The 25605-nt window shown below is 69.3% G+C and carries 26 protein-coding genes and 1 pseudogene; 10 read left to right on the forward strand and 17 right to left on the reverse strand.

Annotated features, from left to right (window positions below; genetic code table 11):
* The 3 genes from ABEA43_RS02665 to ABEA43_RS02675 all read left to right on the forward strand — a co-directional run bounded on the left by ABEA43_RS02665 (position 1) and on the right by ABEA43_RS02675 (position 1354).
* Positions 1-432, forward strand: a complete 432-nt coding sequence (locus ABEA43_RS02665; protein WP_345558216.1) for a hypothetical protein — start codon at positions 1-3, stop codon at positions 430-432.
* Positions 429-1040 (forward strand): TetR/AcrR family transcriptional regulator, encoded by a 612-nt coding sequence (locus ABEA43_RS02670; protein ID WP_345558218.1) that lies wholly within the window; start codon positions 429-431, stop codon positions 1038-1040. Before ABEA43_RS02665 ends, ABEA43_RS02670 begins: the two co-directional genes overlap by 4 nt.
* Before the next feature lie 191 nt (positions 1041-1231).
* Entirely contained in the window at positions 1232-1354 is a 123-nt protein-coding gene (locus ABEA43_RS02675) for a hypothetical protein (protein WP_345558220.1), read from the forward strand.
* A gap of 92 nt (positions 1355-1446) precedes the next feature.
* On the opposite strand, the gene ABEA43_RS02680 is transcribed toward ABEA43_RS02675, so the two are convergent.
* From ABEA43_RS02680 to ABEA43_RS02705, 7 genes and pseudogenes are all read right to left on the reverse strand, one after another.
* A complete protein-coding gene (locus tag ABEA43_RS02680) occupies positions 1447-2592 on the reverse strand; it encodes an acetyl-CoA C-acetyltransferase (protein ID WP_345558222.1) in 1146 nt (381 codons plus the stop codon).
* A gap of 73 nt (positions 2593-2665) precedes the next feature.
* Entirely contained in the window at positions 2666-3319 is a 654-nt protein-coding gene (locus ABEA43_RS02685) for a hypothetical protein (protein ID WP_345558224.1), read from the reverse strand.
* Between the two features lie 23 nt (positions 3320-3342).
* On the reverse strand, positions 3343-4107 hold the full coding sequence (locus tag ABEA43_RS02690) for a class F sortase (protein WP_345558226.1): 765 nt from the start codon (positions 4105-4107) through the stop codon (positions 3343-3345).
* A 6-nt stretch (positions 4108-4113) separates the two neighbouring features.
* Complete coding sequence (locus ABEA43_RS02695; protein ID WP_345558228.1) at positions 4114-5217, reverse strand: hypothetical protein; 1104 nt, start codon at positions 5215-5217, stop codon at positions 4114-4116.
* A gap of 57 nt (positions 5218-5274) precedes the next feature.
* A pseudogene (locus ABEA43_RS68670) lies at positions 5275-5397 on the reverse strand (DUF3693 domain-containing protein); the annotation flags it as partial.
* Between the two features lie 140 nt (positions 5398-5537).
* The gene (locus ABEA43_RS02700; RefSeq protein WP_345558230.1) at positions 5538-6314 is read right to left on the reverse strand and encodes a class F sortase; all 777 of its coding nucleotides are present in this window, start codon (positions 6312-6314) and stop codon (positions 5538-5540) included.
* The gene (locus ABEA43_RS02705; RefSeq protein WP_345558232.1) at positions 6314-7657 is read right to left on the reverse strand and encodes a hypothetical protein; all 1344 of its coding nucleotides are present in this window, start codon (positions 7655-7657) and stop codon (positions 6314-6316) included. Before ABEA43_RS02705 ends, ABEA43_RS02700 begins: the two co-directional genes overlap by 1 nt.
* A gap of 184 nt (positions 7658-7841) precedes the next feature.
* Between ABEA43_RS02705 and ABEA43_RS02710 the strand changes: the two genes are divergently transcribed.
* Together ABEA43_RS02710 and ABEA43_RS02715 are read left to right on the forward strand one after the other, a co-directional pair.
* Entirely contained in the window at positions 7842-8987 is a 1146-nt protein-coding gene (locus ABEA43_RS02710; RefSeq protein WP_345558234.1) for an acyl-CoA dehydrogenase family protein, read from the forward strand.
* Between the two features lie 44 nt (positions 8988-9031).
* Positions 9032-9193 carry a hypothetical protein gene (locus tag ABEA43_RS02715; RefSeq protein ID WP_345558236.1) on the forward strand — a complete coding sequence of 54 codons (162 nt, stop codon included), beginning with the start codon at positions 9032-9034 and terminating at the stop codon, positions 9191-9193.
* Here ABEA43_RS02715 and ABEA43_RS02720 read toward each other — a convergent pair.
* Complete coding sequence (locus ABEA43_RS02720) at positions 9168-9623, reverse strand: MarR family winged helix-turn-helix transcriptional regulator (protein ID WP_345558238.1); 456 nt, start codon at positions 9621-9623, stop codon at positions 9168-9170. The two genes, ABEA43_RS02715 and ABEA43_RS02720, sit on opposite strands and share 26 nt — an antisense overlap.
* Positions 9624-9643: 20 nt before the next feature.
* Here ABEA43_RS02720 and ABEA43_RS02725 point away from each other — a divergent pair, with 20 nt between their 5' ends.
* Positions 9644-10051: a helix-turn-helix domain-containing protein gene (locus tag ABEA43_RS02725; RefSeq protein ID WP_345558239.1), complete on the forward strand. Its 408-nt coding sequence runs from the start codon at positions 9644-9646 to the stop codon at positions 10049-10051.
* Here ABEA43_RS02725 and ABEA43_RS02730 read toward each other — a convergent pair.
* The 5 genes from ABEA43_RS02730 to ABEA43_RS02750 form a co-directional block, all read right to left on the reverse strand.
* Positions 9988-11448 (reverse strand): type 1 periplasmic-binding domain-containing protein, encoded by a 1461-nt coding sequence (locus ABEA43_RS02730; RefSeq protein ID WP_345558241.1) that lies wholly within the window; start codon positions 11446-11448, stop codon positions 9988-9990. The two genes, ABEA43_RS02725 and ABEA43_RS02730, sit on opposite strands and share 64 nt — an antisense overlap.
* Entirely contained in the window at positions 11426-13303 is a 1878-nt protein-coding gene (locus tag ABEA43_RS02735; protein ID WP_345558243.1) for an ATP-binding protein, read from the reverse strand. The genes ABEA43_RS02730 and ABEA43_RS02735 overlap by 23 nt, the downstream gene beginning before the upstream one ends.
* 83 nt (positions 13304-13386) lie before the next feature.
* Positions 13387-14169 carry an alpha/beta fold hydrolase gene (locus tag ABEA43_RS02740; protein WP_345558245.1) on the reverse strand — a complete coding sequence of 261 codons (783 nt, stop codon included), beginning with the start codon at positions 14167-14169 and terminating at the stop codon, positions 13387-13389.
* Positions 14170-14185: 16 nt separating this feature from the next.
* Positions 14186-16408 (reverse strand): ATP-binding SpoIIE family protein phosphatase, encoded by a 2223-nt coding sequence (locus tag ABEA43_RS02745; RefSeq protein ID WP_345558247.1) that lies wholly within the window; start codon positions 16406-16408, stop codon positions 14186-14188.
* 123 nt (positions 16409-16531) lie between these two features.
* Positions 16532-17236 carry an iron-dependent transcriptional repressor DtxR gene (locus ABEA43_RS02750; RefSeq protein ID WP_345558249.1) on the reverse strand — a complete coding sequence of 235 codons (705 nt, stop codon included), beginning with the start codon at positions 17234-17236 and terminating at the stop codon, positions 16532-16534.
* A gap of 102 nt (positions 17237-17338) precedes the next feature.
* On the opposite strand from ABEA43_RS02750, the gene ABEA43_RS02755 reads away from it, so the two are divergent.
* Complete coding sequence (locus ABEA43_RS02755; RefSeq protein WP_345558251.1) at positions 17339-17956, forward strand: UdgX family uracil-DNA binding protein; 618 nt, start codon at positions 17339-17341, stop codon at positions 17954-17956.
* 85 nt (positions 17957-18041) lie between these two features.
* Here ABEA43_RS02755 and ABEA43_RS02760 read toward each other — a convergent pair whose 3' ends face one another.
* Positions 18042-19277 carry an MFS transporter gene (locus ABEA43_RS02760; protein ID WP_345558253.1) on the reverse strand — a complete coding sequence of 412 codons (1236 nt, stop codon included), beginning with the start codon at positions 19275-19277 and terminating at the stop codon, positions 18042-18044.
* 10 nt (positions 19278-19287) lie between these two features.
* Entirely contained in the window at positions 19288-19941 is a 654-nt protein-coding gene (gene pdxH, locus ABEA43_RS02765) for a pyridoxamine 5'-phosphate oxidase (protein ID WP_345558255.1), read from the reverse strand.
* 179 nt (positions 19942-20120) lie between these two features.
* Here pdxH and ABEA43_RS02770 point away from each other — a divergent pair, with 179 nt between their 5' ends.
* Positions 20121-21227: a citrate synthase 2 gene (locus ABEA43_RS02770; RefSeq protein WP_345558257.1), complete on the forward strand. Its 1107-nt coding sequence runs from the start codon at positions 20121-20123 to the stop codon at positions 21225-21227.
* Between the two features lie 253 nt (positions 21228-21480).
* Positions 21481-23049: a peroxidase family protein gene (locus tag ABEA43_RS02775; protein ID WP_345558259.1), complete on the forward strand. Its 1569-nt coding sequence runs from the start codon at positions 21481-21483 to the stop codon at positions 23047-23049.
* Here the strand turns inward: ABEA43_RS02775 and ABEA43_RS02780 are convergent.
* The gene (locus ABEA43_RS02780) at positions 23009-23899 is read right to left on the reverse strand and encodes a LuxR C-terminal-related transcriptional regulator (protein WP_345558261.1); all 891 of its coding nucleotides are present in this window, start codon (positions 23897-23899) and stop codon (positions 23009-23011) included. The two genes, ABEA43_RS02775 and ABEA43_RS02780, sit on opposite strands and share 41 nt — an antisense overlap.
* A gap of 174 nt (positions 23900-24073) precedes the next feature.
* On the opposite strand from ABEA43_RS02780, the gene serC reads away from it, so the two are divergent.
* Positions 24074-25183, forward strand: coding sequence for a phosphoserine transaminase (serC, locus tag ABEA43_RS02785; RefSeq protein WP_345558263.1), 1110 nt, complete (start codon positions 24074-24076; stop codon positions 25181-25183).
* Here serC and ABEA43_RS02790 read toward each other — a convergent pair.
* Positions 25180-25551, reverse strand: a complete 372-nt coding sequence (locus ABEA43_RS02790) for a BlaI/MecI/CopY family transcriptional regulator (protein WP_345558265.1) — start codon at positions 25549-25551, stop codon at positions 25180-25182. The genes serC and ABEA43_RS02790 overlap by 4 nt on opposite strands.
* Positions 25552-25605 lie beyond the last annotated feature (54 nt).

Consider the following 25605-nt stretch of genomic DNA (forward strand, 5'->3'; position numbering starts at 1 on the left):
GTGCACGCTGTCGCGATCGTCGTCCCCCTCGTCTGGCTGGCCTGGCTGGTCGTCATCGACTGGCTGCCCATGTTCCCGCTCAACGACCTGACCCACGCGAACGTGCGCGGCCGGCTCCTCGCTGCGGCGATCAACTACCCGTTCCCGTTACTCATCGCCGGCGGCGTCGCGCTGGGGCGGACGTGGTCGCTGGTCGCCGCCACCGCGTTCTGCGTCCTGATCATGGCCGGGCATGTGCAGAGCTGGTGGCTGCCCTACCTCGGCCTCAGCACGGCCGCGCAGCGCGAGGTCTACCGGCACGACTACAGCCGCACGCTGAAGATCCTGCCCAGCGCGGGCCACGACATGGTCATCGACGTCCAGCACCTGGTCGTCGGGGCGCTGTCCCTGATCATGCTGACGACCACGCTCATCGCTACGCTGAACGCATGAACGAGGCGGCCTCCCCAGGCAAGAGACGCGCCGGGCGGCCCGCCGTGCTCACCATCGACCGCATCGTGGCCGCGGCCGTCGAGATCCTCGACGACGAGGGCCTGGAGGCGCTGACCATGCGCCGCCTCGGCACCCGGCTCGGCGTCGCGGCCATGTCCCTCTACCGCCACGTCCCCAACCGGGAGTCGCTGCTCGGCGAGGTGGTCAACCGGCTGTTCGCCGAGGCGGCGGCGGGCGGTCAAGTCCCGGAGTCGGCCTGGCCGGAGGCGCTGACCGGCTTCGGGCGGGCCTACCGGCGCATGCTGCTGGCCCACCCGCACGCCGTGCCGCTCCTCGCCGTCCACCCCGTGGACGTCGATCTGGGGCTGGAGCTGCTCACCGGGCTGCTGTCCTGCTTCGAGTCGGCCGGCGTCCCCGCCCAGGACGCGCTCACAGCCGTGCAGTCGGTCGGAGTCTTCGTCCTCGGCCACGCCCTGGCCCAGGTCGGCGCCCCGCCCGGCGGTGCGGCGGCCGCCCAGGACGAGGCCGCCCTGCGCTTCTACGACGAGTGGTTCGACTCGGGGCTGCTCGCCATGGTGACCGGGTTCGAGCGGCAGCTCGTGGGCTGAGATTAATTCGGTTGCACCGGATTCCGGCCGGCCCGTACTGTCGTGGCCATGCGCCTTTACCAGTAATTCGCGGGGCTGACCCAGCCCACTCAGCGACGAGATCCGCCTCAGTCCATCCAGACGCGGCAGCTGAGCCATGCCGACCGGCCACATCCGTGCCGCGTCGTGAGTTACGTAAAGGAAGCATCCTTATGCGAGTTCGCCGTTCCGGCAAGAACAGAAGCCTGCCCGAGCTGCCCTTGACCAGGCAGCTGCCCAAGATGCCCCAGCGGCCGATCGCGCCGCCCAGGCGCATTCCGCCCAAGGGGCGCTAGGACAACTACCCGGGATGGTAGTTAGCGAGCGCCGCCCCCGCCTTACGCCAGGGGGCGGCGCTCGCACCTTTTCGGCTCCCGCGCGGTAGCGGTCAGAGCCGCTCGATGATCGTGACGTTGGCCTGGCCGCCGCCCTCGCACATCGTCTGCAGCCCGTAGCGGCCGCCGGTGCGCTCCAGCTCGTGCAGCAGCTTGGTCATCAGGATCGCTCCCGTGCCGCCGAGCGGGTGGCCGAGCGCGATCGCGCCGCCATTCGGGTTGACCCGCGCGGGGTCGGCGTCGAGCTCCTTCATCCAGGCCAGCGGCACCGGCGCGAACGCCTCGTTGATCTCGATCGCGTCGATCTCGCTCATCGACAGGCCGGCCTTCTTCATCGCCCGCTGCGTGGCGGGGATGGGCGCGGTCAGCATGAACACCGGGTCGTCGCCCATGAGCGCGAGCTGGTGGATGCGGGCACGCGGGGTGAGCCCGTGCTCCCTGACGGCCTGCTCGGAGGCGATCAGCACCGCGCCGGAGCCGTCGGAGATCTGCGAGGAGGTGGCCGCGGTGATCTTGCCGCCCTCCTTCAGCGTCTTGAGCCCGGCCATCTTCTCCAGCGTCGTGTCGGCGCGCGGCCCCTCGTCGTCCTCCACGCCGTTGATGGGCGCGATCTGGTCCTTGAAGTGGCCGTTCGCGATGGCCTTGGCGGCCCGCTGGTGGGACTCGAAGGCGTACTGCTCCAGCTCCTCGCGCGTGAAGCCCCACTTCTCGCACATGAGCTCCGCGCCGCGGAACTGGGAGATCTCCTGCTTGCCGTAGCGCTCGACCCACTTCTCGCCGAACGGGAACGGCATTCCCTTCTCCAGCGCGGCCGTGATCGAGGAGCCCATGGGGACCACGCTCATCGACTCCACGCCGGCCGCCACGACGAGGTCCTGGGTGCCGGACATGACGCCCTGGGCGGCGAAGTGGATCGACTGCTGCGAGGAGCCGCACTGCCGGTCGATGGTGACACCGGCGGTGGTCTCGGGCAGCCCGGCCGACAGCCAGGCATTTCGCGCGATGTCCATGCTCTGGGGGCCGAACTGCATGACGCACCCCATGATCACGTCCTCGACCGCCGCGGGGTCGACGCCGGTCCGGTCGATCAGTGCCTTCAGCGTGTGAGCGGCCAGGTCCGTGGGGTGGACGGTGGAAAGACCGCCCTTCTTCTTGCCGACCGGGGTGCGGACCGCCCCGACGATGTACGCCTCTGCCACAGTGCCCTCCTGGAAACCGAGCATTATTCGGTTACTAGAGGCAGAGTACAACAGAACGACGTTCTGTGGCTCCTCACGCAGGCGGCACAAGCTCCTCCGCCGCGTCCACCCGGAACCGCCAGCGGTCCACGACCAGGCCGTTGAGCGCCTCGGACAGCTCCAGGGCCAGCGCGCCGAGCTTGACGGGCTCGTCGCCGCGCAGCTCGATCGCGGTCAGCTCGGTGGCGAAGGGCAGCAGCTCCTGTACGGCGGGCGGCTGGCCCTTCTGCGGGATCAGCGCGGCCCGGATGTCGCCCGCGGTGAAGGTGAACTCGTCGTCCTCCTGCGGCTCCAGGAGCGGTGCCAGCTCCTCCGCCGTGGGCCGGGCCGGCAGGATGACCGCAGGACCGCTCTCCTGCTCGTCGGCCGGGTCGATCACCTCGCCCCGGCACACCGCGAGCCCCTTGAGCCGGAAGGCCAGGCCCTCGGCGAGGTAGCGGTCGAAGAAGTCCAGCGGCAGCGGGCCCTCGGCGGCCACCCTGACCGCCCAGACCTGCTCCAGCTCACCACCCGTCAGATCGGCCTCGGCCTCGACCGGGGCGTACACCCGCACGTCCGTCGCCACGATGTCGTCGCAGTCTCTCCTGGCGCTGGGGTCCGCCAGCTGGACGATGCGCAACAGCTCGGCTGGATCCGGTTTGGCGGGCAGTGCCGCCGTCGGGCCTGTACGCAGTCTCCGCTTCGCCATCCAGCCCATGCCCGCCTCCGCGCTCAGCTTCGATAAGAGCTCGTCATCGTCGCGTAGACGATGACGTTGTCGGTGTAGTGCCCGATCGTACGGTCATAGGCGCCGCCGCAGGTGATGAGGTGAAGCTGGGCGTTCGCCTGATCCCCGTACACCCGCTGGGTCGGGAACGTCTTCTTGCTCGCCTGCTCCACGCCGCCGACCGTGAAGACGGCGGTGGTCTTGTCCTGGCGCTTGATCTCGATGGTGTCGCCGTTCTTGATCTCGGGAAGGCGACTGAACACAGCGCTGCGCGTCCTGGTGTCCTTGTGCCCGAGCAGCACGGCCGGGCCCTTCTCACCCGGGGTGGACATGTTCCGGTACCACCCGGCCAGGTTGGGGTTGTCGGCCGGCGGCACCTCGATGGTCCCGTCCTTGGCCAGGCCCACCGACTTGATCGGCGCGTTGATGCCCAGGCGCTTGATGATGATCTTCACCGGCGTGGACGGCAGCATGGCGGGCGCGGGAGTGATCTGCGGCAGCGGGGGCGGCACGTCGGGGGCGGCCTGGAACAGCGCCTGCTCGGGCTGTCCCGACGCCTTCCCGTCCGGCTGCGCCTGCAGGCCCAGCTGGTCCCTGTTGCTGGGCAGGCCGTACTCCTGGGGGGAGTTCAGGACGATCAGCAGCCCGGCCACGACCGTCACGACGCCGGCCATGGCGGCCACGATCAGCACGGTCCTGAGCGCCGTGCCGCCCTTGTTCTCAGGCGGCGGCGCTGCGGGGGGTCCGCCGTACGGGTAGTGTCCGGACACCCCTGATCAGCCCTTGATCGATCGGCGGCGGATGACCAGGCCGCCGACTGCCGCGGCCCCGATGAGGGCGCCGCCCGTCAGGATGAACAACCGGCCGTCCGGCCCCATCTCGCCACCCGCGCCCGTGTCGGCCCCGGCCTTGGGGGTCTGCGACGTCTTCTTGGTGCTGGTGGGGGTGATGGTGACGGTCGCCGTCTTGGTGTTCGTCGGCTTGGGGGTGGAGGACGTCGTCGTGGCCGTGGGGCTGGCGGTGCCGGCGGTGACCGTGAAGGTGTACGCCTTGAGCCCGGTCGTCGGGGCCGTGCACTTGATCGACGGCGAGGTCGAGGAGGTGCCGAAGGAGATGTCCCCGGCGGTCAGCGACACGGTGCCGGCGGTGGTGGGCTTGATCTTCACGGTGACCGTGGGCAGCGTCAGGATGTCCGACCCGGCCGTGACGCCGGTCAGGGTGCCTTCGCCGGTCGCGGTGGCGGGGGTTCCGCCGCCGGTGGACTTCACGGTGACGAACATCTTGGGACTGGTGGTCGGGAACCCTACGGGGGCCGTCAGCGGGTCGCCCGTGCTCTGAATGGCCCCGGTCCAGGTGATGGAGGCGTCGACGTTGGTCGTGGCGCTCGTGGGGGGCGTCATGACGACCTTGATGTCGACGGCGTCCTCGGCACCGGCGGTGCCGGCGACGCAGGTGTAAGCGACCACGTCATCGCCGGTCCCGCCGCCACCACCGGTCTGCACGGGGATGGAGACGCTCGTGGGCGCGGCCGACACGTAGGTGCAGGTCGTCGCCTCAGTCCCGACCGTGATGGTCAGCAGGGTCGTCGAGGCGGTCGTCACCGGCGTCAGGACGAGGTTGCCGCCGGTGGTCGCCGTCACGCTGACCGACGCGGTCATCTTGGGCGGCGTATACGTCGCGTTCGCCGCGACCGCGGTGGCCGTGCCGCTGCCGGCGCCCTTCAACGTCGCCGGCGTCCCGCCCGTGACCGTGAGATCGCCACCGGCGGTCGTGACCGCTGTCTGAGCGGTGATCGCCTTGGTCGCGGTCATCGCGGGGAAGGTCCACTCGATCGTGGCCGTCGCGGACGGCGCCACCGTCTGGGGCGGAGTGGCCGTCACGATCACGGAGTCGGCCGCCAGATAGCCGCCGGTGCACTTGTATGTAAGTTTCAGCGGATCGACGGCTGCGGCCTGGGCCGGGGCTGCCATCGCCAGAATCGCGCCGACGAAGACGACAAGCGTGCTTGCAAGCCCCGCAGCGGACGTCTTATGGGCGAGGCGGCGCCACGCCTGGGACATAAGCACGGGTCCATCTCCGTTTCAAAGCAGTGTCAACAGTCGTGCCAGAATTCCAGCCATTGGTCACGGTTAGGTAGAGATCATACGAACTGTCCCTGTCAACTTCCCGTAAACCGCAAAACCGGCCACACGTTACCGCTTCAGCCCTTCTTCTTCGACAGCGTTGCGTACACGATGATGTTGTCCGTGTAACTATGCGCCGTCTTGTTGAAGACTCCACCGCATGTCACGAGCCTGAGCTGAGAGTTCGTGGTGTTCCCGTAAACCCGGGAAGTCGGGAACGACTTCTTGCTGGCTTGTTCGATCCCACTGACCGTGAACCGGGTGACCTTCCCGTCCGACCGATACACGTAGATCTGGTCGCCCTTTGCCAGCTCGTGGAGCCGGTCGAAAACGGCGGGACCCTTGCGGGTGCTCACGTGGCCGTTGATGATCGCCGGGCCGAGCTCACCGGGCACCGGCGAGAAGCGGTACCAGCCCGTCTGCTTCGGCTTGGTCAGCGGCGGGGTGCCCAGGTTGCCCTTGATGTCCACGGTGACGCCGCCGATCACGGAGTTCACCTTGATCTTGGGGATCTTGATCCGGGTCGGCCGGGCCTTGGCCTTCTTGGTCTTGGCCGGCGGGATCGCGGACACGACCGGCGCGGCGGCCAGCGGCGGGGGCGCGTCGAGGCGGGCCGGGGTGAGCGGCACGTTCTTGCCGCCGGGGCCCACGGTGGCCGGGAGCACGAACGCGCCCGCGTTCTGCACCTCGACCTTCGTCGGCTGGTCCTGCGCCGCCGCCAGCGGGCCCGAGCCGTCGTCCACGGGGGGCGCCAGCGAGAGCAGGCTCACCATGACGATGCCGACGCCGGCCAGTGAGCCCGCGATCAGCAGTCCCGGCAGCGCCCGCTGCATCGTCACCTTCTGCTCGGCCATCAGTTCGCTCCTCCCGCGTGCGCGGCCCTGCGTCTGCGCAGCAGCAGCCCGCCGCCCGCGCTGCCCATCACGAGCGCGGCCCCGCTTGCCAGCAGCCCGAACGGCTGGTCACCGGCGTCCGGCGCCTCGCCGCTGTCCACACCGCCCTTGGGCGTCTTGGGAACCTGCGCCTTGTAGTACTTCGTCGCGGTCGGCCCGGTGGACTTCGGCGTGGACGTGGTGGTGCCGGTGCCCGCGGGAACCACGCTCACGTGCCCCAGAATGTCGGTCGTGGTGACGGCGTGCGGCGGCGTGGTGTTCGTGCTCGGGTCGTCGGTCGGATCGTCCGTGGGGTCGTCCGTCGGGTCATCGGTGGGGTCGTCCGTCGGGTCGTCCGTCGGCGTCGTGGTGGTGCCGGGGACGGTGATGTCGATGGCTCCAGGGTCGCCCTGGAGCGCGCAGGTGGCCTGGTCGTGGATCGGCGGCTGGGGGATGTCACCCGTGGTCACCTTGAACGCGTCCAGGTAGGCGCCCTTGGCCTCGACGTTGACGATCTCGACGGTGTGCGGCTCGTAGTCGAGCTCGGGGGACTCCCACAGGACCTGCTGGGTCTCGGTGCCCGTCATGGCGTTGCCGCTGCGGTCCAGGCCCGGCTGGACCAGCGGGTCGGTGACGATCTGCCCGTCGAGGACCACCCTGATCGGCCCGAGGTCCTTCTCACGCCTGCCGATGTAGGCGACCTTGGTGCCGATGAACTCCAGCTTGGCCACGGCCCCCTGCGTGCTGGTCTTCTGCACGTCGTTGAGGAAGTCGTCGTACTCCGGCGCGGTGTAGTCGTGGTCCCAGGGCGGGCTGTAGGTGACCTTCCGGTTGTTGTTCACCATCACCTCGCCCTCGGCGGGGGTGAACCTGACGGCCAGCGTGGTCGGCTTGAGCCGGATGGTTCCCGTCTCCGTGATGGTCGCGCCGTGCGACAGCCCCTCGGGGAGCTCCAGGTAGTTGCCCGGCAGCAGCTCGCCCTGGTCCTTGCCGCCGGTGGGCTTGAGCTGGCCGAACCAGGCGCCGGTGATGTCCACCGCGCCCTCCAGGCTCAGCCGGGAGCCCGCCGGGAAGAAGCCGGGCGAGCCGAACCTCGGCAGGCCCTTGTACTTCATGTCCCAGCGCACGTTCAGAGTGCCGGAGCTGATCTCCGGAGTCATGCGTGCTTCCAGATCCACGCCCGAGCCCGCGATCCCGCCCGTACACCGATAATTGATCACCAGCGAGGACTCGGCCTGACCAGGGATCGAGGAGGTCACGATGAACGCGGCGGACGCAGCCAGGCCCACCGTTGCGGCGATCGCCGCCTTGCGCCACCGACTCACGGGAGACTCCGATCACCACAAATATGCCGAGGGTAGATCTTAGGGTTGAAAACACTCGCAACACATGCCGAACGCGGCAACTCTCGGCACTTGTGATGAACCCGTGTCCAGCCGCTCCTCCGCCCAGAGAAAAGCGGGTATACCTGGCGGTAACAGAATTGCATTCTGTCACTGGAGGCGACTGATGCAGCGAGACCTCTTCGAGGAGGAGCACCTGCTCTTCCGGGAGACCGTGCGCGAGTTCATGGCTCGCGAGGTCGTCCCGCACCACGAGCAGTGGGAGAAGGACGGCATCGTCCCGCGCGAGGTCTGGAAGAAGGCCGGCGAGCTGGGCATGTTCGGCTTCGCGGTCCCGGAGGAGTACGGCGGCGCGGGCATCAAGGACTTCCGCTACAACGCCGTGATCGTCGAGGAGATCATCAGGGGCGGCGCCTCCGGCCTCGGCTTCTCGCTGCACAACGACGTCATGGCCCCGTACGTCGTCGATCTGACCGACGACGAGCAGAAGCAGCGCTGGCTGCCCGGATTCGTCAGCGGCGAGCTGATCACGGCCATCGCGATGAGCGAGCCGGGAGCGGGCAGCGACCTGCAGGGGATCAGGACCACGGCGCTCCGCGCGGGCGACCACTACCTGGTCAACGGGCAGAAGACGTTCATCACCAACGGGATCAACGCCGACCTCGTCGTCGTGGTGGCCAAGACCGACCCCGAGGCGGGCGCCAGGGGGACGACGCTGCTCGTCGTGGAGCGCGGCATGGAGGGGTTCGGCCGCGGGCGCAACCTGGCCAAGATCGGCATGAAGGCCCAGGACACCGCCGAGCTGTTCTTCGAGAACGTCCGCGTGCCCGTCGCCAACCGCCTCGGCCCGAACGACGGCGAGGGCTTCGTCCAGCTCATGAACAACCTGCCCCAGGAGCGCCTGTCGATCGCCGTGGCGGCGGTGGCCGCCGCGGAGGCCGTGCTGGAGCAGACCATCGAGTACTGCAAGACCCGCCAGGCCTTCGGACGCAGCATCGGCTCGTTCCAGAACACCCGGTTCGTCCTCGCGGAGCTGGCGACCGAGACCGAGATCGCCCGCCACTACGTCGACAAGTGCATCCTCGCGCTCAACGCGGGCGGGCTCACCGTGGTGGACGCGGCCAAGGCCAAGTGGTGGACCACCGAGCTGCAGAACAAGGTCATCGACCGCTGCCTCCAGCTCCACGGCGGATACGGCTACATGATGGAATATCCGGTCGCCAAGGCCTGGATCGACAGCCGGGTCCAGACGATCTACGGCGGCACCACCGAGATCATGAAGGAGATCATCGGCCGGTCATTCGGCTTCTGAGCCATCCCGCGCGGCCGGCCGGATGAAGCCGCATACTGGACAACATGGACCCCGGCCTGATCCTCCTGGTTTTCCTGGCGTTGCTGTTCGCCTGGGGCCTCAACAAAGTGCGCCGGGCGATCCGCCTGGGTCCTGTCGGCTACGCCGGCGTGATGCTGGTGTTCATCATCGTCATGCTGCTCATCTGGGGTCAGACTCTTCGCTGACCCCGGATGGACCTGCCTCGACGAAGCGGGTGAGCAGCCGGGCGAACTCCGCCCGTTCCGACGCCGACCACCCCGCCATCGCCGCCGCGAACGCGGCCTGCCGCGTGCGGTGGGCCTGCTCCATGGCCGCCGCGCCCGCCTCCGTCAGCACCAGCCACGCCTTGCGCCCGTCCGCCTGATCGGCCTCCCGCCTGACCAGACCGGCCGCCACGGCGGCCGCGACCAGCCGGCTCGCCCTCGGCTGGTCCACGCTGAGCGCCTCGGCGACCGTGGACACACCGACCGGCTCGCTCGCGCCCTCGATCACGTCCAGCACCTCGAACTCCGGGCCTGTCGCCCCCTGCGACTTCGCCAGCACACGCCTGCGCTGCCGGCGCCGGATGGCGATCATGGCACGTTCGACCGCGGCAATTTCATTGTCTTCATACATATAGTTGTTAATATACATGCATGGACAAACCTATGGGGTACTGGCTCAAGCACCTCGACAACCTGCTGGAGAGCTCCATGGAGCAGGCGCTCCAGGGCGTCAGCCGCCGGGAGTGGCAGCTGCTCAACGCCGCCGCGCTCGATGAGACCTGGCCTCTGCCGTTCCAGGGGATCGACGAGGCCGAGGCCCGGCTCGCCGCCAGGGGGTGGCTGGCGGACGGGCGGCTCACCGACGCCGGCCGGGCCGCGCACGCGGAGATCGCCGAGCAGGTCGGCGGCTTCAGGCGGCAGGTGACCGAGGGGGTCACCCAGGAGGAGTACCAGGCGACCGTCGGCGTGCTCCGCCGCATGGTGGCCAACCTCGATCACGGGCGTGGATCCGCCGCGGGATCGGGAGAGGACCAGGTGGAGAAGATCGTCCTGCCGTAGGGGGTGAGCTCCAGGACGGGGATCGACTGCCTGAGCGGATTGCCGTCCCGGTCGATCACGAGGTCCCCGCTGGCGCCCTGGACGGAGATGGTGCCGCTGCGCAACATGGCCGCCACCTCGGGCGGGCCCAGGGTGTCCAGGCTCTCCTTGGCGTACCTGTCGATGGCCTTGATCGCGATGTACAGGGCGTCGTGATGCATGATCGCATGGCCGTCGTCCAGGGACTCCCCTGCGAACATCCGCACGTACCCCTTCTCGTCGCCGTTGCCGAACCTGGTCTTGATGGCGGCCAGCACGGTGCTGGTGCCGTCGGAGATGTTCGCCGAGTGGGCGAGCGCGGTGTAGTACAGCCGGATCTTGCCGCTGCTGTCGTTCCAGATCGGGTTGGGCACGGGACGGCTGTTCTCGCTGGTGTCGTCCCCGGCGATCACGTTGATCCCGCGCTCCGCGCAGCGGCGCGACAGGCTGAGGCCGCGCAGCAGCGACGGGAGGTGATGGGCGCGGCCCGCGTAGAAGACCGTGTTGGCCTCGGAGGTGCACACCGTGTCCGCGATGTTCCCGATGATCGTCCCCGCGGCCTTCACCGACGAGTCGAACGTCAGCGGCTGGATGCGGTCCTTGGGGCCGACGACCCCGGCGAGCGTCTTGTCGAACGACTCGCTCAGCGTCTTGCTGTAACTGTCGCCCGGGTTGGTGTCCATGACGATGACCGGCTTGAGCGCCGGGATGGCCTTGGCCGCGAACCGCACGGACGCCTCGGCCTGGTCGCTGTTGAGCGGCGCGACCCGGACGAGCGCGTTGGACTTCTGCAGCTCGTCGGAGGTCAGCACGGCGGCCACCATCGCGAACTTGTCCTTGCCGAGCTGATCGATGACCCGCTTGGTGGCGTCGATGCTGGCGCCGAGCCCGGTGGCGGCGACGATGCGCTCGCTCTCGACCCGGGCCCGCACGTCCTCGACGGTGTCCGCCCACGCGTCCGGGCTGATGTCCCCGACCAGCAGCCGGATGTACGGCGGCGCCGACCGCTCGCTGTTACGCCACAGCTGCGCCAGGTACGAGCCCTGCAGAGCGTGCCGGACGGTTTCCAGGCCCATGCCCGTCCTGCTCACGTCGCCGGACATCGGCAGGAGCACCAGAACCGTCTTGTACTCGTCCGGATGCTCGGTCGCCACCTTCTCGTTCTCGGTGTGGATGCGGCCCATGATGTCCGACAGGCCCTCGTCGAAGGCGCCGGCCGAGTCGGTGAGGCTGGGCTCCCTGCCGAGGATGACGTAGAGCCCGGCCGCGACGACCAGCGCGGCGACGGCGGAGATCACGCCGATCCGCCAGAGGAGACGGCGTCTGCGGTAGGCGGGCGCGGCCGGGATCTGGCGGCTAACGCCTGGGACGTTGCTCATACCTCTCGGCCTCCCGTGTGAGGATCGCCCGGCCGGTCTTGGTGAACCCGGCGAGTTGCCGGAACTCGCGCGCGATGTCGTCCGTACGCCGCCCGGAGGGGTCGAGCAGGGGGTCGAGCCAGAACCAGCGGGCCACGACCAGCTCCCTGATCACCGAGGTCCGTTCGCGCCGCTCCGTCTGCGCCGGGTCCACCGCCAGCGAGTCGTAGAGCTGCTCCACGTCCACGTCGAGCGGCAGCCGGTTGGGGGCGGAGGACACCTGTTCGTAGAGGTGGATCCACTCCTGGAGGCGGCTGCCGCGCCGGCCGTAGGCGTCGAGCGGGCCGAACCTCTCGCTCAGGAACGCCACCACCGCCCCCAGCTCCGGGTCGTCCCCGGCCGTCACCCGGGCGAGCTTGTGATACATGGCCGCGCCGTCGTGATTGCCGTAGAAGCGCTCCATCGCCTCGTGCACCTGGTTCCAGTGCGTCTCCTTCACGGACAGGCGATGCAGGAGCAGCCGTCTGAGCCAGGGATGCAGGACGGTGATCTCCGCGCCGCCCGATGCCGTCCGCTCGCCGCTGCGGTTCGCCTCCTCGCTCTGCGTGGTGAGCCAGAGCTGGTCGGCCAGGTCCTGGCGCAGATGCGAGGCGCTGCCGGTCCCCTCGAACGCGGTGTTCTCGGCGTCGTCCACATTCCTGACCGCCGACCACGCCACCAGGCGGTCGCGCTGGGGCAGGTGGTCGGGCAGCAGCCGGTGCAGGGTGTGGTCGCTGTGCAGGATGCCCCGGAACTTGTGGTCGTCGCCGGCGCTCCTGAGCAGCTCGGTCAGCTCGCGGGTGGCGTGCAGATAGCCGCCGGTCAGGTCGTGGATCGCGCTCGCGTACGGCGCCCCGGCCCGGCCGTCCGGCAGCGGCGGCAGCAGCACCGGGTACCACCAGGCCTGCTCGCCCTGCCCGCGCCGCGCCAGCCAGCCGTCGTAGGAGGACTCGGCGAGCAACGGCGGCCTACCGGTCCCCGGCGTGCCCGGCCGCGTCCACCCCGTCACGCCCTTCGGCCAGGTCTTCGACGCGGCCACGACGACCAGCGGATCCATGACCGCGGAGTCCTGCGCGCGCCGGGTCCTGGCGGCGACGAGGGCGTGCAGGAACGCGCCGCCCACCGGGGTCTCGGCGTCGTCCAGCGTCAGGAGCAGGTTGCGGGGATAGCGGCGCTTCGCCCAGCCTTGCGCGAGGTCCTCCAGGAAGGCTTCGAGGAGGATCCCCTGCGCGAACTCCACCCGATCCGCGCCGCGTTTGTGATGATCTCGCGCGAGGTCGAGGATATTTCCGCGAACGCGTCCGGCGAGCCACGACCTGGCCGTCCCATGGACGCGGCCGACGGCGTCGTAGTGACGCCCGAAGAACTCGGCGAGGCTTATCAGGATTTTCAGGTAAATGCCAAAGTCAGGCAGCAGCGAGGCCAAATCCTTCCACGGCTCAAGATCCTCGCGAGTTATGCGAGGTTTGCCGTGTAACTGCTCCTCCAACTGCTTTTCCAGCTTCGCGTCGTCGAGTTCCGCATTGAGGCCGAGGACCACGAGGGTGAAGACCGTACGGGGCATCTTGACCCCGTTGAGCTTCTCCAGGTTGTAGGCGAGCCGCTGGACGACGTCCGTGACGGACACGTGGGGCTCCGGGTGGAGCGCCAGGCTGACGACGGGAGAGCGCGGCTTGCCGATGCTGCCCGCGATCTGGGCGAGCGTGCTGGACTTTCCCGTCCCCGGCAGACCGAGCAGCAGAATGACGGGCAGCTCGTACGTCCCCGGGGGATGGTTTTTGTGGAGACATTCCTGCAGTAACGCATACCAGGAGTCATCCGTTATGAACTCCGCCATACGGACCCCATCGGAATATTCAGCGCCCTCCCACGCGGGCACTCAAATGGGGAATCTACCTCATCGCATTGGCGAAGACCTACCTATCGCCCAATAGGGTCAGTTTCCAGGATGACGCGCGCCACAAGCTCCGGATCATCGCTCATCGGCACATGTCCGCAGCCTTTCAGCAGCTTGACCCGCTGGCCCGACCACCGGGCCGCGCGTACCGCCTGGCGGCGCAGCAGGAGCCGGTCGTGCTCGCCCCACGCGATCGTGATGGGCGACTTGGGCGGCGCGGGCGGCATCAGCCCGGCGAACGACTCCAGCGTCTCGTCGAAGCCGCTCGCCGCGCCCAGCGCCTGGCCGGCCGCGACCAGCGCGGCGGGCTCCAGCCTGGACGGGTGCGCGACCAGCAGCCCGGCCGACAGGGCGCGCAGGAACGGGCTCTCGGCCGCCATGACGGCCTGCTCCGGCGACATCGCCCTGGCCGAGCCCCGCAGGGCGCGCAGCGCCAGCCGGCAGTAGAGCAGCTCGGAGCGCGACCAGAAGCCTGTGGGCGACAGCGCGGTGGCCGTCCGCACCACGCCGCGCGAGGCCAGCTCCAGCGCGATGTAGCCGCCCAGCGAGTTTCCCGCCACGTCCGGCTCACGGACGCCGAGCAGCGCGCAGAACGACTCGACCGCGTCAGCCAGCGACTCGGCGGTGTACGGGGTGCGTGGCGGCAGCCCGGGCGACACCCCGAACCCGGGCAGATCGACGGCGATCACCGTACGGGTGACCGCCAGCCGGTCCATCACCGGCCGCCAGGCCTGCCAGTGATGGCCGATGCCGTGGATCAGGATCAGAGGCGCGCCGGTGCCCCGTCGCTCGAAGGCCAGCTCCATTGCGCCAGTGAATCATTCACCTGCCACGCGTGGGAATCTCGAACCAGACGGCTTTGCCTTCCCTGGTGGGTCGCGAGCCCCACCGCCTGGCGAGCTGGTCGACGAGATAGAGGCCGCGGCCGCCCTCGTCGTTCTCCCCCGCGCTGCGGATGCGGGGCAGGCGCAGGTCCTGGTCGAACACCTCGACCCAGACCGCTTCCTCGCCCCTGCGCAGCCGCAGCGTGAACTCCTTGTCGCCGATCACCTCGTCCTCGAAGCCGGGCATGTCCCAGGACTCCTCGAACGGCAGCGGCGGCCCCTCCACGACCAGCTCCCTGCGGGGCACGTTGGCGGTGGAGGCGTGCAGCACCACGTTGGTCACGACCTCGGAGACGAGCAGACAGGCCAGCTCGGCCCGCTCCTCCGGCACGTTCCAGCCGGAGAACGCCTCGGCCGCCATCCTGCGCGCCTCCCCCACCATGATCGGCTGGGCGGGGAACGTGCGCTCCTCGACGTCGAGGTCCTCGTCGCTGGAGCGGACGACGAGGATCGCCATGTCGTCGTCGATCTCGCCGGGCACCGCCACCGTGGCCGCGTCGGCGATCCGCTCGACCTCCGCGTCGGACATCTTGGAGAGCTTCTCGCAGAGGACGCCGAGCGTCTCCTCCTCGCTCGGCAGCCGCCCGTCGCGGCCGGGCCGGCGATCGACCAGGCCGTCGGTGTAGAGGAGCAACGCGGCTCCCGGCGGCAGGGTGCGCGTCTCCTCCTTGTAGACCAGGTCGGCGTGCAGGCCCTTGGCGCGTACGCCGAGCGGCTGGCCGACCTCCTCGATGTCGAGCTCCACGCACTGGCCGTCGACCAGCAGCAGCGGCGGGGCGTGGCCCGCGTTGGCGAAGGACAGCGTGCGCGACCAGGCGTCGTAGACCAGGTATTGGCAGGTCACGATGGGCGGGATGCTGACCTCGGCGCCGTTGTCGTCCTGCTCGGGCGTGGCGATGATGCGGGTCCACTCGTCGAGCCTGGCCAGGATGTCGGCCGGCGACTTGTCGTCCTGCGCGAACGCCCGCAGCGCCGCCCTGAGCTGGCCCATGATCGCGGCGGCCTTGGCGCCCCTGCCCTCGACGTCGCCGATCACGATGCCGACGCGGCCGGCCGACAGCGGGATCACGTCGTACCAGTCGCCGCCCACCTGGGTCTGGATGCCCTGTCCGTGGGAGGCCAGCGGGGCGGCCGGGTAGTAGCGCACCGCGATCTGCAGGCCGTCGAGCTGGGGCAGCGCCCTGGGCAGCAGGTGCTTCTGGAAGGACTCCGCCGTGTGACGCTCCTCCTCGAACAGCAGCGCGTTGTCGATCGCCAGCGCGACCCTGGTCGCGATCGCGCCCACGAAGTCACGGTCGAAGGCGTCGTAGTGGGGGCTGCGCCGGTCGGTGAGGTTGGACAGGCCGAGGTACATCAGCCCGAGCGTCTCCCCCCGCACCAGCAGCGGGGCCACGATGGCCGACGTCATGCCGATCTCGCCGCACAGCCGGGCGCTGCCTTCGTGCGGGACGGGGAAGCTGCTGGCGGCGAAGTCTTCCACCAGGATGGTCTCCTGGCGGCGCAGCGCCGTGTCCGCGTAGTGGCCGGTGGGGTAGCGGATCTCGGCACCCACCGGCTTCCATGTTCCCGACGGCGGCGTCCACCCCTGTACGTGCTGAGAAACCCGGCGGACGAGCCTGTCGCCCTCCAGGAGCTCGATGAAGCAGTGGTCGGCGAACTGCGGGACCAGCATCTCGGCGACGCGCTTGAGGGTCTCCTCCACGTAGAGGGAGCCGGCCAGCCGCTCGCCGATGCGCTCCAGCAGGCCGAAGCGGTCCTTCTCGCGCTCGTTGCTGCGCAGCGCCTCGCGGGCCATGATGACGATGCCCGTCACCGAGCCCGACTGGTGGCGCAGCGGCACGGCCTGCGCGCGTACGTAGACGATGGTGCCGTCGCCGCGTCTGACGTCGAACGTGCCTTCCCACACACCGCCCTTGAGCACGTGCTTGGCCAGCTCGACCGCCAGCGGATGGTCCTTCTCCATGACCCCGAGGGACAGGAGGGACGTGTCTCGCGTAGGCGACTTACCCGGACGGCCGAAGAGCTTTTCGGCGAAAGGGTTCCAATAGAGGAGATTGCTGAAACGGTCAGTGACGACCACCGCCATTTCAGCGTGATCGAGCACGGATCCGGCAGAAAGGTGATCAGCCGTTTCTTGTGACAGATCCCCCCATCGCTTCATCCGGAGACCACTCCTCGGGGTGGCGTGTATGCAAAGCGGACCACGGGCGCTCCTGCAACAGTCTTGGCCAGGGGAGAGTGGAGGGCCTCCCAAGAGGGATTCAACCAAGCAGCTGCGTGCGCGTCAGCGCTTGGAGACAAAAACGTGCGCAGCGACATCGCGCGGAAGCTCCGCGGGAGTGTCGTTAGCGTCACCGTCACCTGTCACCCGCACACCGTCGTCGCTCGCCGCGAGCGTCACCTCGCGTCCGGGTTGTATCCCAACTTGCTTGAGTTTAAGCATCACAGCGGGATCGCTTTGCACTTGTTCGCTAATTCGTCGCACGACGACGGGTATATCTCTGGGCCCCGCGAGATCCGACATCGAGGTCAACGCGTTGGCGCTGCCCTCAGCCGCTTCCTTGGCGCCCAGCTCGGCCAGCCCGGGGATGGGGTTGCCATGCGGGCAGGCGGTCGGGTTGTCCAGCAGGGTCACCAGGCGTGCCTCGACGGACTCCGACATCACGTGCTCCCAGCGGCACGCCTCGATGTGCACCTCTTCCCATGGGAGGCCGATCACCTGGGTCAGCAGGCACTCGGCGAGGCGGTGCTTGCGCATCACCCGGGTGGCCAGAGTGCGTCCCAGATCGGTCATCGACAGGTGCCGGTCGCCCTCGACGCGAACGAGGCCGTCCCGCTCCATGCGGGCGACGGTCTGGCTCACGGTGGGGCCGCTCTGCTGGAGGCGCTCGGCGATGCGGGCGCGCAGAGGGACGATGCCCTCCTCCTCGAGCTCGTAAATCGTACGGAGATACATCTCCGTCGTGTCGATCAGGCCGTGTGCGGTCAAGGCAGTCCTCCCAACTGAATGTTACGCCGGTCGTGGCGGGGACTGGGCCCGTCCGCAGCGGGCACAGGAATCACAGGAACCCTATTGGGAGAACGACCGACAATGGTTAAGGATGGCAACAACGGGGCAGCCCGATTCCTTCCCGCCCAGCTCGACCTCGCCTCGCTGCGCGGTGCCGCGGCCTGCTGCGAGGGGTGTGACCTCTACCGGGACGCGACGGCGACGGTGTTCGGGGAGGGTCCGCGCCGGGCCAGGTTCATGCTGGTAGGCGAGCAACCTGGTGACCAGGAGGACCGGCAGGGGCACCCGTTCGTCGGGCCCGCGGGCCGGCTCCTGGACAGGGGGCTGGAGGAGGCCGGCATAGCCCGGGACACCGTTTATCTCACGAACGCGGTCAAGCACTTCTCTTTCACCCTCAAAGGGAAAAGACGTATTCATCAGAAGCCGACGGCCGCCGAGATCGACGCCTGCCGGCCGTGGCTCAGCGCCGAGCTGGCCGCGGTGGATCCCCAGGTGATCGTGGTGCTCGGCGCGACGGCCGCGCGCTCGCTGCTCGGGCGCGAGTTCCGGGTGACCAGGCAGCGCGGGGAGCCGGTGCCGCTCGGCGACGCGGTGGCGGTGGCCACCGTGCACCCGTCGGCGGTGCTGCGCGCGCCCGACAGGGACGAGGCGTACGCGGGCTTCCTGGCCGACCTGAAAACCGCCGCCGGAATGGCCTGATGTTCTAGCGGGCCCGGTAGTTCCTGATGTGCTAGCGGGCCCGGTAGTTCCTGATGTGCTAGCGGGCCCGGTAGTTACGGATGTTCTAGCGGGCCCGGTAGTTACGGAAACCGGCCACCGACAGCCCGACGACCACCACGATGACCGCGCACGCGATGCCGCCGCCCACCCAGGCCCCGGTCACCCCGAAAGCCGTTGCCGTGGCCCCGGCCCGCAGGTCGCCCAGGCGCGGCCCGCCCGCCACGACGACCATGAACGCCCCCTGCATCCGCCCCCGCATCTCGTCGGGCGCGTAGAGCTGCAGGATCGACTGCCGCCACACCGACGAGATCACGTCCGCCACCCCGCCGACGGCCATGAACAGCACCACCAGCCAGAGGTCGTTCGCCAGCCCCGCGGCGGCCACGGCCAGGCCCCAGACGGCGATGACGACGACGAGCGCCACGCCCTGCCGCGAGACCCGGCCCACCCACCCGGAGAACAGCGCGCCCGCGACGGAGCCGATGGCCAGGGCGGAGGTCATCCAGCCGAGCGCGAACATGGAGCCCCCGAACCTGTCGGCGGTGAGCTCGGGGAAGAGCGCCCGGGGCATGGCGAACACCATCGCGATGATGTCCACGACGAACGACATCAGCAGCACCGGGCTCCTGACGATGAAGCTGAGCCCCTCCAGGACGGCTCGGGCACCCGGGCGCGTCACTTCGCCCAGCGGAGGCAGTGAGGGCAGCCTGAGGGCCGCCCAGAGGCTAGCGGTGAACAACAGGGCATCCACCGCGTACGCCGCCGCGAACCCGCCGGAGGCCAGCACGACCGCGCCGATCATCGGCCCCGCCACCGCGCCGATGCTGTAGACGAGCGAGTTGAGCGCGTTCGCCGCCGGCACCATCTCCCGATCGAGAATACGGGGAATGATGGCGCCTCTGGTCGGCCCGGTGATCGCGAACCCGGTGGCGTTGAGCGCGACCGCCGCGAAGATCAGATAGACGTTGCCCAGCCCGAGTAACGCCTGCGCCAGGATGAACAACGTGGCCGCCCAGGCGATGACCGAGCCCACGAGGAGCAGCTTGCGCCGGTCCACGGCGTCGGCGACCGCGCCTCCCCACAGCCCGAACACGACCAGCGGGATCAGGTTGGCCATGCCGAGCAGCCCGACCCAGAGCGAGGAGTGGGTCAGCTCCCAGATCTGCTGCCCGACGGCGACGACGGTGACGCCGACGCCGACGTGCGAGACCGCCTGGCCCAGCCAGATCCGCCGGTATTCAGGCACCCCCAGCGGCCGGGTGTCCACCAGATGACGCTTGACCAGCTCCCCGAATGCCACTTAAAGCACATTAGGGGGCAAGTCTCTCCAGGGCCCATCCGGGGCGCGTGCGCCGGTAGCGGAGCCTGTCGTGCATCCGATCAAGCTGTCCCTGCCAGAACTCCACCTCCACCGGGATCACCCGGAAACCGCCCCAGAAGTCGGGCACCGGCGGATCCTCCGGCCAGCGCTCCGCCAGCTCCTCATAACGGGCGTCCAGCTCCTCCCTGGACCGCACGACGGCCGACTGGCGCGAGGCCCAGGCTCCGATGCGCGAGCCGTACGGGCGCGAATTGAAGTAGTCGGCCGACTCCGCGTGCGAGATCCGGCTCACCGTGCCCTCGACGCGGACCTGGCGGCGGATCGAGTGCCAGGGGAACAGCAGCGAGGCGCGGGCGTTCTCGGCCAGGTCGCGGCCCTTGCGCGACTCGTAGTTGGTGTAGAAGACGAATCCCCGTTCGTCATAGCCCTTCAGCAGGACCGTCCTGGCGCTGGGGCGGCCTCCGGCGGAGGCGGTGGCCAGCACCATGGCGTTGGGTTCTGGCAGGCCGGCGTCGAGCGCCTGCTGGAACCAGGTGGTGAATTGCGCGATGGGATCCGGCGCGAGGTCGGATTCGAGCAGCGGCTGGCCCTCGTACGTACGGCGAAGCCCCGCCAGCACGGGCGGGCGCGGGGTGGCATCCACGAGACGGTATTCTTGCGCGCTTGTGTGGCGGATCCCACGCACCGCTCCCGACCAGGCGCTTTGAGGTTTCGGCGGGTCCCGAGACTGAGCACGAGCAGGGAGGGGGTTAAATTGACCCGCCGGTATCTCGACATCAAGGCATTGCCCAAACATGGCAAGGGAAAGGGAGGCGGCCGAGTATGTCCGACTTCAAACCCGGCCTCGAAGGCGTCGTAGCTTTCGAGACCGAGATCGCGGAACCGGACAAAGAAGGGGGCGCCCTTCGATACCGGGGTGTCGACATTGAGGAGCTGGTCGGCCGCGTCCCGTTCGGGGCTGTTTGGGGCCTGCTGGTCGACAACAAGTTCCAGCCGGGGCTGCCCCCGGCGGAGCCGTACCCCATTCCTGTCCATTCTGGTGACATCCGCGTAGACGTGCAGAGCGCGCTCGCCATGCTGGCTCCGGCCTATGGCTTCAAGCCCCTGCTCGACATCAGTGACGAGGAGGCCCGCGACCAGCTCGCGCGCTCCTCCGTGATGGCGCTGTCGTTCGTCGCGCAGTCCGCTCGCGGGCTGGGCCTGCCGATGGTGCCGCAGAGCCGCGTCGACGAGGCCAAGACCATCGTCGAACGCTTCATGGTCCGCTGGCGCGGTGAGCCCGATCCCAAGCACGTCAGGGCCATCGACGCGTACTGGACCTCCGCGGCCGAGCACGGCATGAACGCCTCCACCTTCACCGCCCGCGTCATCGCCTCCACCGGGGCCGACGTGGCGGCGGCGCTCTCGGGCGCCGTGGGCGCGATGTCGGGCCCGCTGCACGGCGGCGCCCCGGCGCGCGTGCTGCACATGATCGAGGGCGTCGAGCATCTCGGCGACGCCAAGAAGTACGTCCAGAGCGAGCTCGACAAGGGCAACAGGCTCATGGGCTTCGGCCACCGCGTCTACCGCGCCGAGGACCCGCGCGCCCGTGTCCTGCGCCGCACCGCCAAGGAGCTCGACGCGCCTCGCTACGAGGTCGCGGCGGCGCTGGAGCAGGCCGCGCTTGAGGAGCTGCACGCACGCAAGCCCGACCGCGTGCTCGCCACGAACGTGGAATATTGGGCCGCCGTGGTGCTGGACTTCGCCGAGGTGCCCTCCCACATGTTCACCTCGATGTTCACCTGCGCCCGCACGGCCGGATGGGCCGCGCACATCCTGGAGCAGAAGCTGACGGGCAGGCTCGTCCGCCCGAGCGCGAACTACATCGGCCCGGCCTCTCGCCCGCTCAGCGAGGTCCCGGGCGCCGGCGAGGTGGCCGGCACGCTCTGAACCGCTCTTCCCCTGGCTACCGCGTGGCTCGCGCCCGCGGTAGCCTTTCGGTTTCCTGGAACGGTCCTGTCCCCTGCGACCGAAAAGCACTAGGGGAAAGTTGTCCTTGACCGCCTCCTGTCAAGGGATCAGCCTGACTGCAGGCACCCCCACCCTCCCGTGAGCAGGCCTGACGATCACCCTGACATCGACCGTCGGCGCCCGCCTGCGCTCCTGCCTGCTCTCGGACGGGAGGCCGGCAAGGAGGCATGTCATGCCCCGATCCATCGACGATCCCCAACATGGTGTGAGCAGGCGCGGCTTTCTCACCGGCGTGGGAGCCGGGGCCGCGGCCCTGACGCTCACCCCCGCGGAAGCCCTCGCCAAGGTCGTCACGGCCCGCGCCGGCGGCCTGGCCACCTCCCCCGACATGTTCGGCCGGATCTTCAACCTCGCCCCGTTCGCGGACCTCAACGCGCCGAGCCTGCGCCAGGCGCTGATGGAGATGGGCCGCCCCGGTGGCCTGATCGACGCCAAGGACCCGCTGCAGGAGGGCCCCATCCGGCTGATCACCAATCCCGAGCTCAGCCCGAACAACCTCGACAACGGCACCCACACCGCCGGGGTGACGTTCTTCGGCCAGTTCATCGACCACGACATGACCTTCGACGAGACCTCGCCGCTCGGCGTGCCGACCGCGCCCGAGCAGTCGCCCAACACCAGGACGCCGGGCCTCGACCTCGACAGCCTCTACGGTGGCGGCCCCACGGCCACCCCGCAGTTCTACGACCCCGCCGACACCGCGAAGTTCCGGGTGGAGAGCGGCGGCAGGTTCGAGGACATGCCGCGCCGGGCGAACCGGAGCGCCATCATCCCCGACCCCCGCAACGACGAGAACCTGATGATCTCCGGTCTGCACGCCGCCTTCCTGCTGTTCCACAACAGGGTGGTAGACCACCTGCGCGCCCAGGGCCAGCAGGGCAACGTCTTCGAGGCCGCCAGGCAGCAGGTCAGGTGGCACTACCAGTGGCTCGTGATCAAGGAGTTCTTACCCCTGATCATCGGGCAGAGCGTGGTCAACGACATCCTCACGAACGGGCGGCGCTTCTACCGTCCGGTGGCCGGCCAGCAGTTCATCCCCGTCGAGTTCCAGGGTGCCGCCTACCGGTTCGGGCACAGCATGGTCCGGCCCTCCTACCGGGCCAACCTCGCGGGCAACCCCGACGGCACGCCCTTCTTCGGGTTCATCTTCGACCCCGCGGGACAGGGCCAGGCCGATCCCGTCGACCTGCGCGGCGGGGCCAGGGCGGCCAGGCGGTTCATCGGCTGGCAGACGTTCTTCGACTTCGGCGACGGCGAGGTGCGGCCGAACAAGCGCATCGACACCAAGATCTCCACACCGCTGTTCAACCTGCCGCTGGCCGCGATCCCCTCGGCGGATCCGCCGACCTCGCTGGCCACCCGCAACCTGCTGCGCCACATCACCTGGTCGATCCCGTCCGGGCAGAACATCGCCCGCGCGATCGGCGTACAGGCCCTGGAGGCGCAGCACTTCCCCGAGTTGCAGGCGATCGGGCACGGCCTGCCGTCCAGCACCCCCCTCTGGTACTACGTGCTCAAGGAGGCCGAGGTCCTGGGCGGCGGCCTCAGGATGGCCGGCGTGGGCGCCAGGATCGTGGGCGAGGTCTTCATCGGGCTGCTGCAGCTCGACCCGAGCTCCTACCTCGCGACCAACCCGGCCTGGCGGCCCACCCTGCCGCGGCGCGCCGGGGCGACCGGCGACTTCCGGATGGTGGACCTGCTCACGTTCGCGCGGGTTGACCCGGCGAGCCGCGGGCAGTGATCGCGACGGCGGGGCGATCCTGCCCCGCCACCAGCCCGGTCCGATAGGCGATGGCCAGCGCCTGTGACCTGTTGCGCGCGCCGAGCTTCCTGAACAGACGGGCGCGCGTGCTCTCCACGGTCTTGCTCGCGATCCCGAGCAAGCGGGCGGTCTGCCTGATGGTGTGACCGTCCGCGATCGAGGCCAGCACGTCGCGCTCCCGCGCGGTCAGCCGCGGTACGAGCTCGGGCCGCCCGCTCGCCCCCACCACCACGTATCCCTTGGCCACCAGGTCGAGGACCGCGCACAGGTGCTCGGGCACGTCCTGCAGCCACAGCACGGCGTACGCGCCGCGGGCCATCGCCTCCGTCACCGCGGCCGGGCCGGGCGGCTCCGAGGGCACCGCGACGGTACGGGCCCCGAGCCGGACCGGCAGCAGCCAGTCGCCGGGCACGGGATCCACGAGCACCGCCGTGAACACGATCGTGGACCAGCCCTCCACATGGTCCTCACAAGGGGCCACGGTCCTGACCGCGACGACCGCCCGCCCGCACCCGATCATCGTGCGCGTCACCAGCTCAGCGGCCACGACACACCGGGCGTGCACCACCACCAGCTGCCTGCCGAACGGGGCCGCGGCCCCGGACGACCGCAGGGGCACGGCGCGCGGGTCCAGCGCGAGGCCCATGGCCACCGCCTGGCTCGGGCCCGCCACGCCGAGCTTGTGATAGATGCGCCGCCGGTGGTTCTCCACCGCGCAGCGGGAGATGCCTACCAGGGCCGCGATCTCCTGGGCGCTGTGCCCGGAACCGGTCAGTGAGAGGATCTCCAGCTCCCTGCCGGTAAGGATGTCGTTTTCATCCATGGTCATCACGCCTCATACGACTTGCCAGGAAAGGTGCGGGTCTCAGCGCATTACGTCAAGTCCCCTGCCGGCCACTTGCCCCTGACCTGGCGTCCAGCACGACCAAACATGAACGTTTCACAGGTCTCAGAATCCGGACCGCGTTCAAGCCATTCCGCGCCTCTCGGTAGGCTCCATTACGTGGCTGACATCGTGATTCCCGCTGACATCAAGCCCGCCGACGGCCGATTCGGCTGCGGGCCATCGAAGGTTCGCACCGAGCAACTGGCCGCGCTCGCCGCCTCCGGCGCGAGCCTCATGGGCACCTCCCATCGCCAGAAGCCGGTCAAGAGCCTGGTCGGCCGCGTACGCTCCGGGCTCGCCGACCTCTTCTCGCTGCCAGAGGGCTACCAGGTCGTCCTGGGCAACGGCGGCACCACCGCGTTCTGGGACATCGCCGCCTTCGGGCTCATCCGCGACAGGTCGCAGCACCTGTCGTTCGGCGAGTTCTCCTCGAAGTTCGCGACGGTCGCCAAGAAGGCGCCCTGGCTGGGCGAGCCGAGCGTGATCAAGTCCGAGGTCGGCACCCACCCGGTCGCCGTCGCCGAGGACGGCGTGGACGTCTACGCGCTCACCCACAACGAGACCTCGACCGGCGTCGCGATGCCGATCACCCGCGTGGGCGGCGACGACGACCTGGTCCTCGTGGACGCCACCTCCGGCGCCGGCGGCCTGCCCGTCGACATCGCCGAGACGGACGTCTACTACTTCGCCCCGCAGAAGAGCTTCGCCTCCGACGGCGGCCTGTGGATCGCGATCATGTCGCCGCGCGCCCTGGCCAGGGTCGAGGAGATCGCCGCGACCGGGCGCTTCGTGCCGGAGTTCTTCAGCCTGCCGGTCGCGATCGACAACTCCGCCAAGGACCAGACCTACAACACGCCGGCCGTGTCCACCCTGTTCCTGCTGGCCGACCAGCTCGACTGGATGAACGGCAACGGCGGCCTGGCCTGGACCACCGCCCGCACGACCGACTCCAGCCAGCGCCTCTACACCTGGGCCGAGAAGACGTCCTACACCTCGCCGTTCGCCGCCCCCGAGTTCCGCTCGCAGGTGGTCGGCACGATCGACTTCGCCGACGAGGTGGACGCCGCGGCCGTGGCCAAGGTGCTGCGCGCCAACGGCATCGTCGACACCGAGCCCTACCGCAAGCTCGGCCGCAACCAGCTGCGCATCGCGATGTTCCCGGCCATCGACCCGGCCGACGTCGAGGCGCTGACGGTCTGCGTCGACCACGTGGTCGAGCGCCTCTAGTCAGCCGCGCGCCGGCCCGTCCTGCGGGCCAGCTCGTCCAGGAGCGCCAGGGCGTCCTCCTCCTCGACGCTCTGCGCGAACTTCGCCAGCACCGGCAGCCGGTCGGTGCTGGCTTCCAGAGCTGCCAGCATGAGGCTGGAGACGTGTTCGTCCCGTGTCATGACCGCGGCGTAGCGGAAGGCGTTGCGGTACGGCGTGCGTACGAGCAGGCCCTTGCGCACCAGCCGCTCGGCCACGGTCTGCACCGTGGTGTAGGCGAGCTCGCGCTCCTCGTTGAGCTTGCCGAGGAGCTCTCTGACCCGCAGCCCTTTCCCGGCATCCCACAGCACGTCCATGATCGCGCGTTCCAGGGATCCCAGGTTCGCCAACAGACCAAATCCCTCCGGCTCGATTAGTAGGAAACATTCTTGCCCGAAAAACCC

The organism is Nonomuraea rosea (genome assembly GCF_039539705.1).
GTDB lineage: Bacteria > Actinomycetota > Actinomycetes > Streptosporangiales > Streptosporangiaceae > Nonomuraea > Nonomuraea rosea.

Coding starts and splice junctions, on each gene's coding strand:
- ABEA43_RS02720 (WP_345558238.1), bottom strand. CDS start 9,623: ATGTATGAAGACAATGAAATTGCCGCGGTCGAACGTGCCATGATCGCC.
- ABEA43_RS02685 (WP_345558224.1), bottom strand. CDS start 3,319: ATGGCGAAGCGGAGACTGCGTACAGGCCCGACGGCGGCACTGCCCGCC.
- ABEA43_RS02740 (WP_345558245.1), bottom strand. CDS start 14,169: ATGGAGCTGGCCTTCGAGCGACGGGGCACCGGCGCGCCTCTGATCCTG.
- ABEA43_RS02675 (WP_345558220.1), top strand. CDS start 1,232: ATGCGAGTTCGCCGTTCCGGCAAGAACAGAAGCCTGCCCGAGCTGCCC.
- ABEA43_RS02730 (WP_345558241.1), bottom strand. CDS start 11,448: ATGAGCAACGTCCCAGGCGTTAGCCGCCAGATCCCGGCCGCGCCCGCC.
- ABEA43_RS02670 (WP_345558218.1), top strand. CDS start 429: ATGAACGAGGCGGCCTCCCCAGGCAAGAGACGCGCCGGGCGGCCCGCC.
- ABEA43_RS02700 (WP_345558230.1), bottom strand. CDS start 6,314: ATGGCCGAGCAGAAGGTGACGATGCAGCGGGCGCTGCCGGGACTGCTG.
- ABEA43_RS02735 (WP_345558243.1), bottom strand. CDS start 13,303: ATGGCGGAGTTCATAACGGATGACTCCTGGTATGCGTTACTGCAGGAA.
- ABEA43_RS02755 (WP_345558251.1), top strand. CDS start 17,339: ATGGTTAAGGATGGCAACAACGGGGCAGCCCGATTCCTTCCCGCCCAG.
- ABEA43_RS02715 (WP_345558236.1), top strand. CDS start 9,032: ATGGACCCCGGCCTGATCCTCCTGGTTTTCCTGGCGTTGCTGTTCGCC.
- ABEA43_RS02725 (WP_345558239.1), top strand. CDS start 9,644: ATGGACAAACCTATGGGGTACTGGCTCAAGCACCTCGACAACCTGCTG.
- ABEA43_RS02745 (WP_345558247.1), bottom strand. CDS start 16,408: ATGAAGCGATGGGGGGATCTGTCACAAGAAACGGCTGATCACCTTTCT.
- ABEA43_RS02775 (WP_345558259.1), top strand. CDS start 21,481: ATGCCCCGATCCATCGACGATCCCCAACATGGTGTGAGCAGGCGCGGC.
- ABEA43_RS02770 (WP_345558257.1), top strand. CDS start 20,121: ATGTCCGACTTCAAACCCGGCCTCGAAGGCGTCGTAGCTTTCGAGACC.
- ABEA43_RS02710 (WP_345558234.1), top strand. CDS start 7,842: ATGCAGCGAGACCTCTTCGAGGAGGAGCACCTGCTCTTCCGGGAGACC.
- ABEA43_RS02780 (WP_345558261.1), bottom strand. CDS start 23,899: ATGACCATGGATGAAAACGACATCCTTACCGGCAGGGAGCTGGAGATC.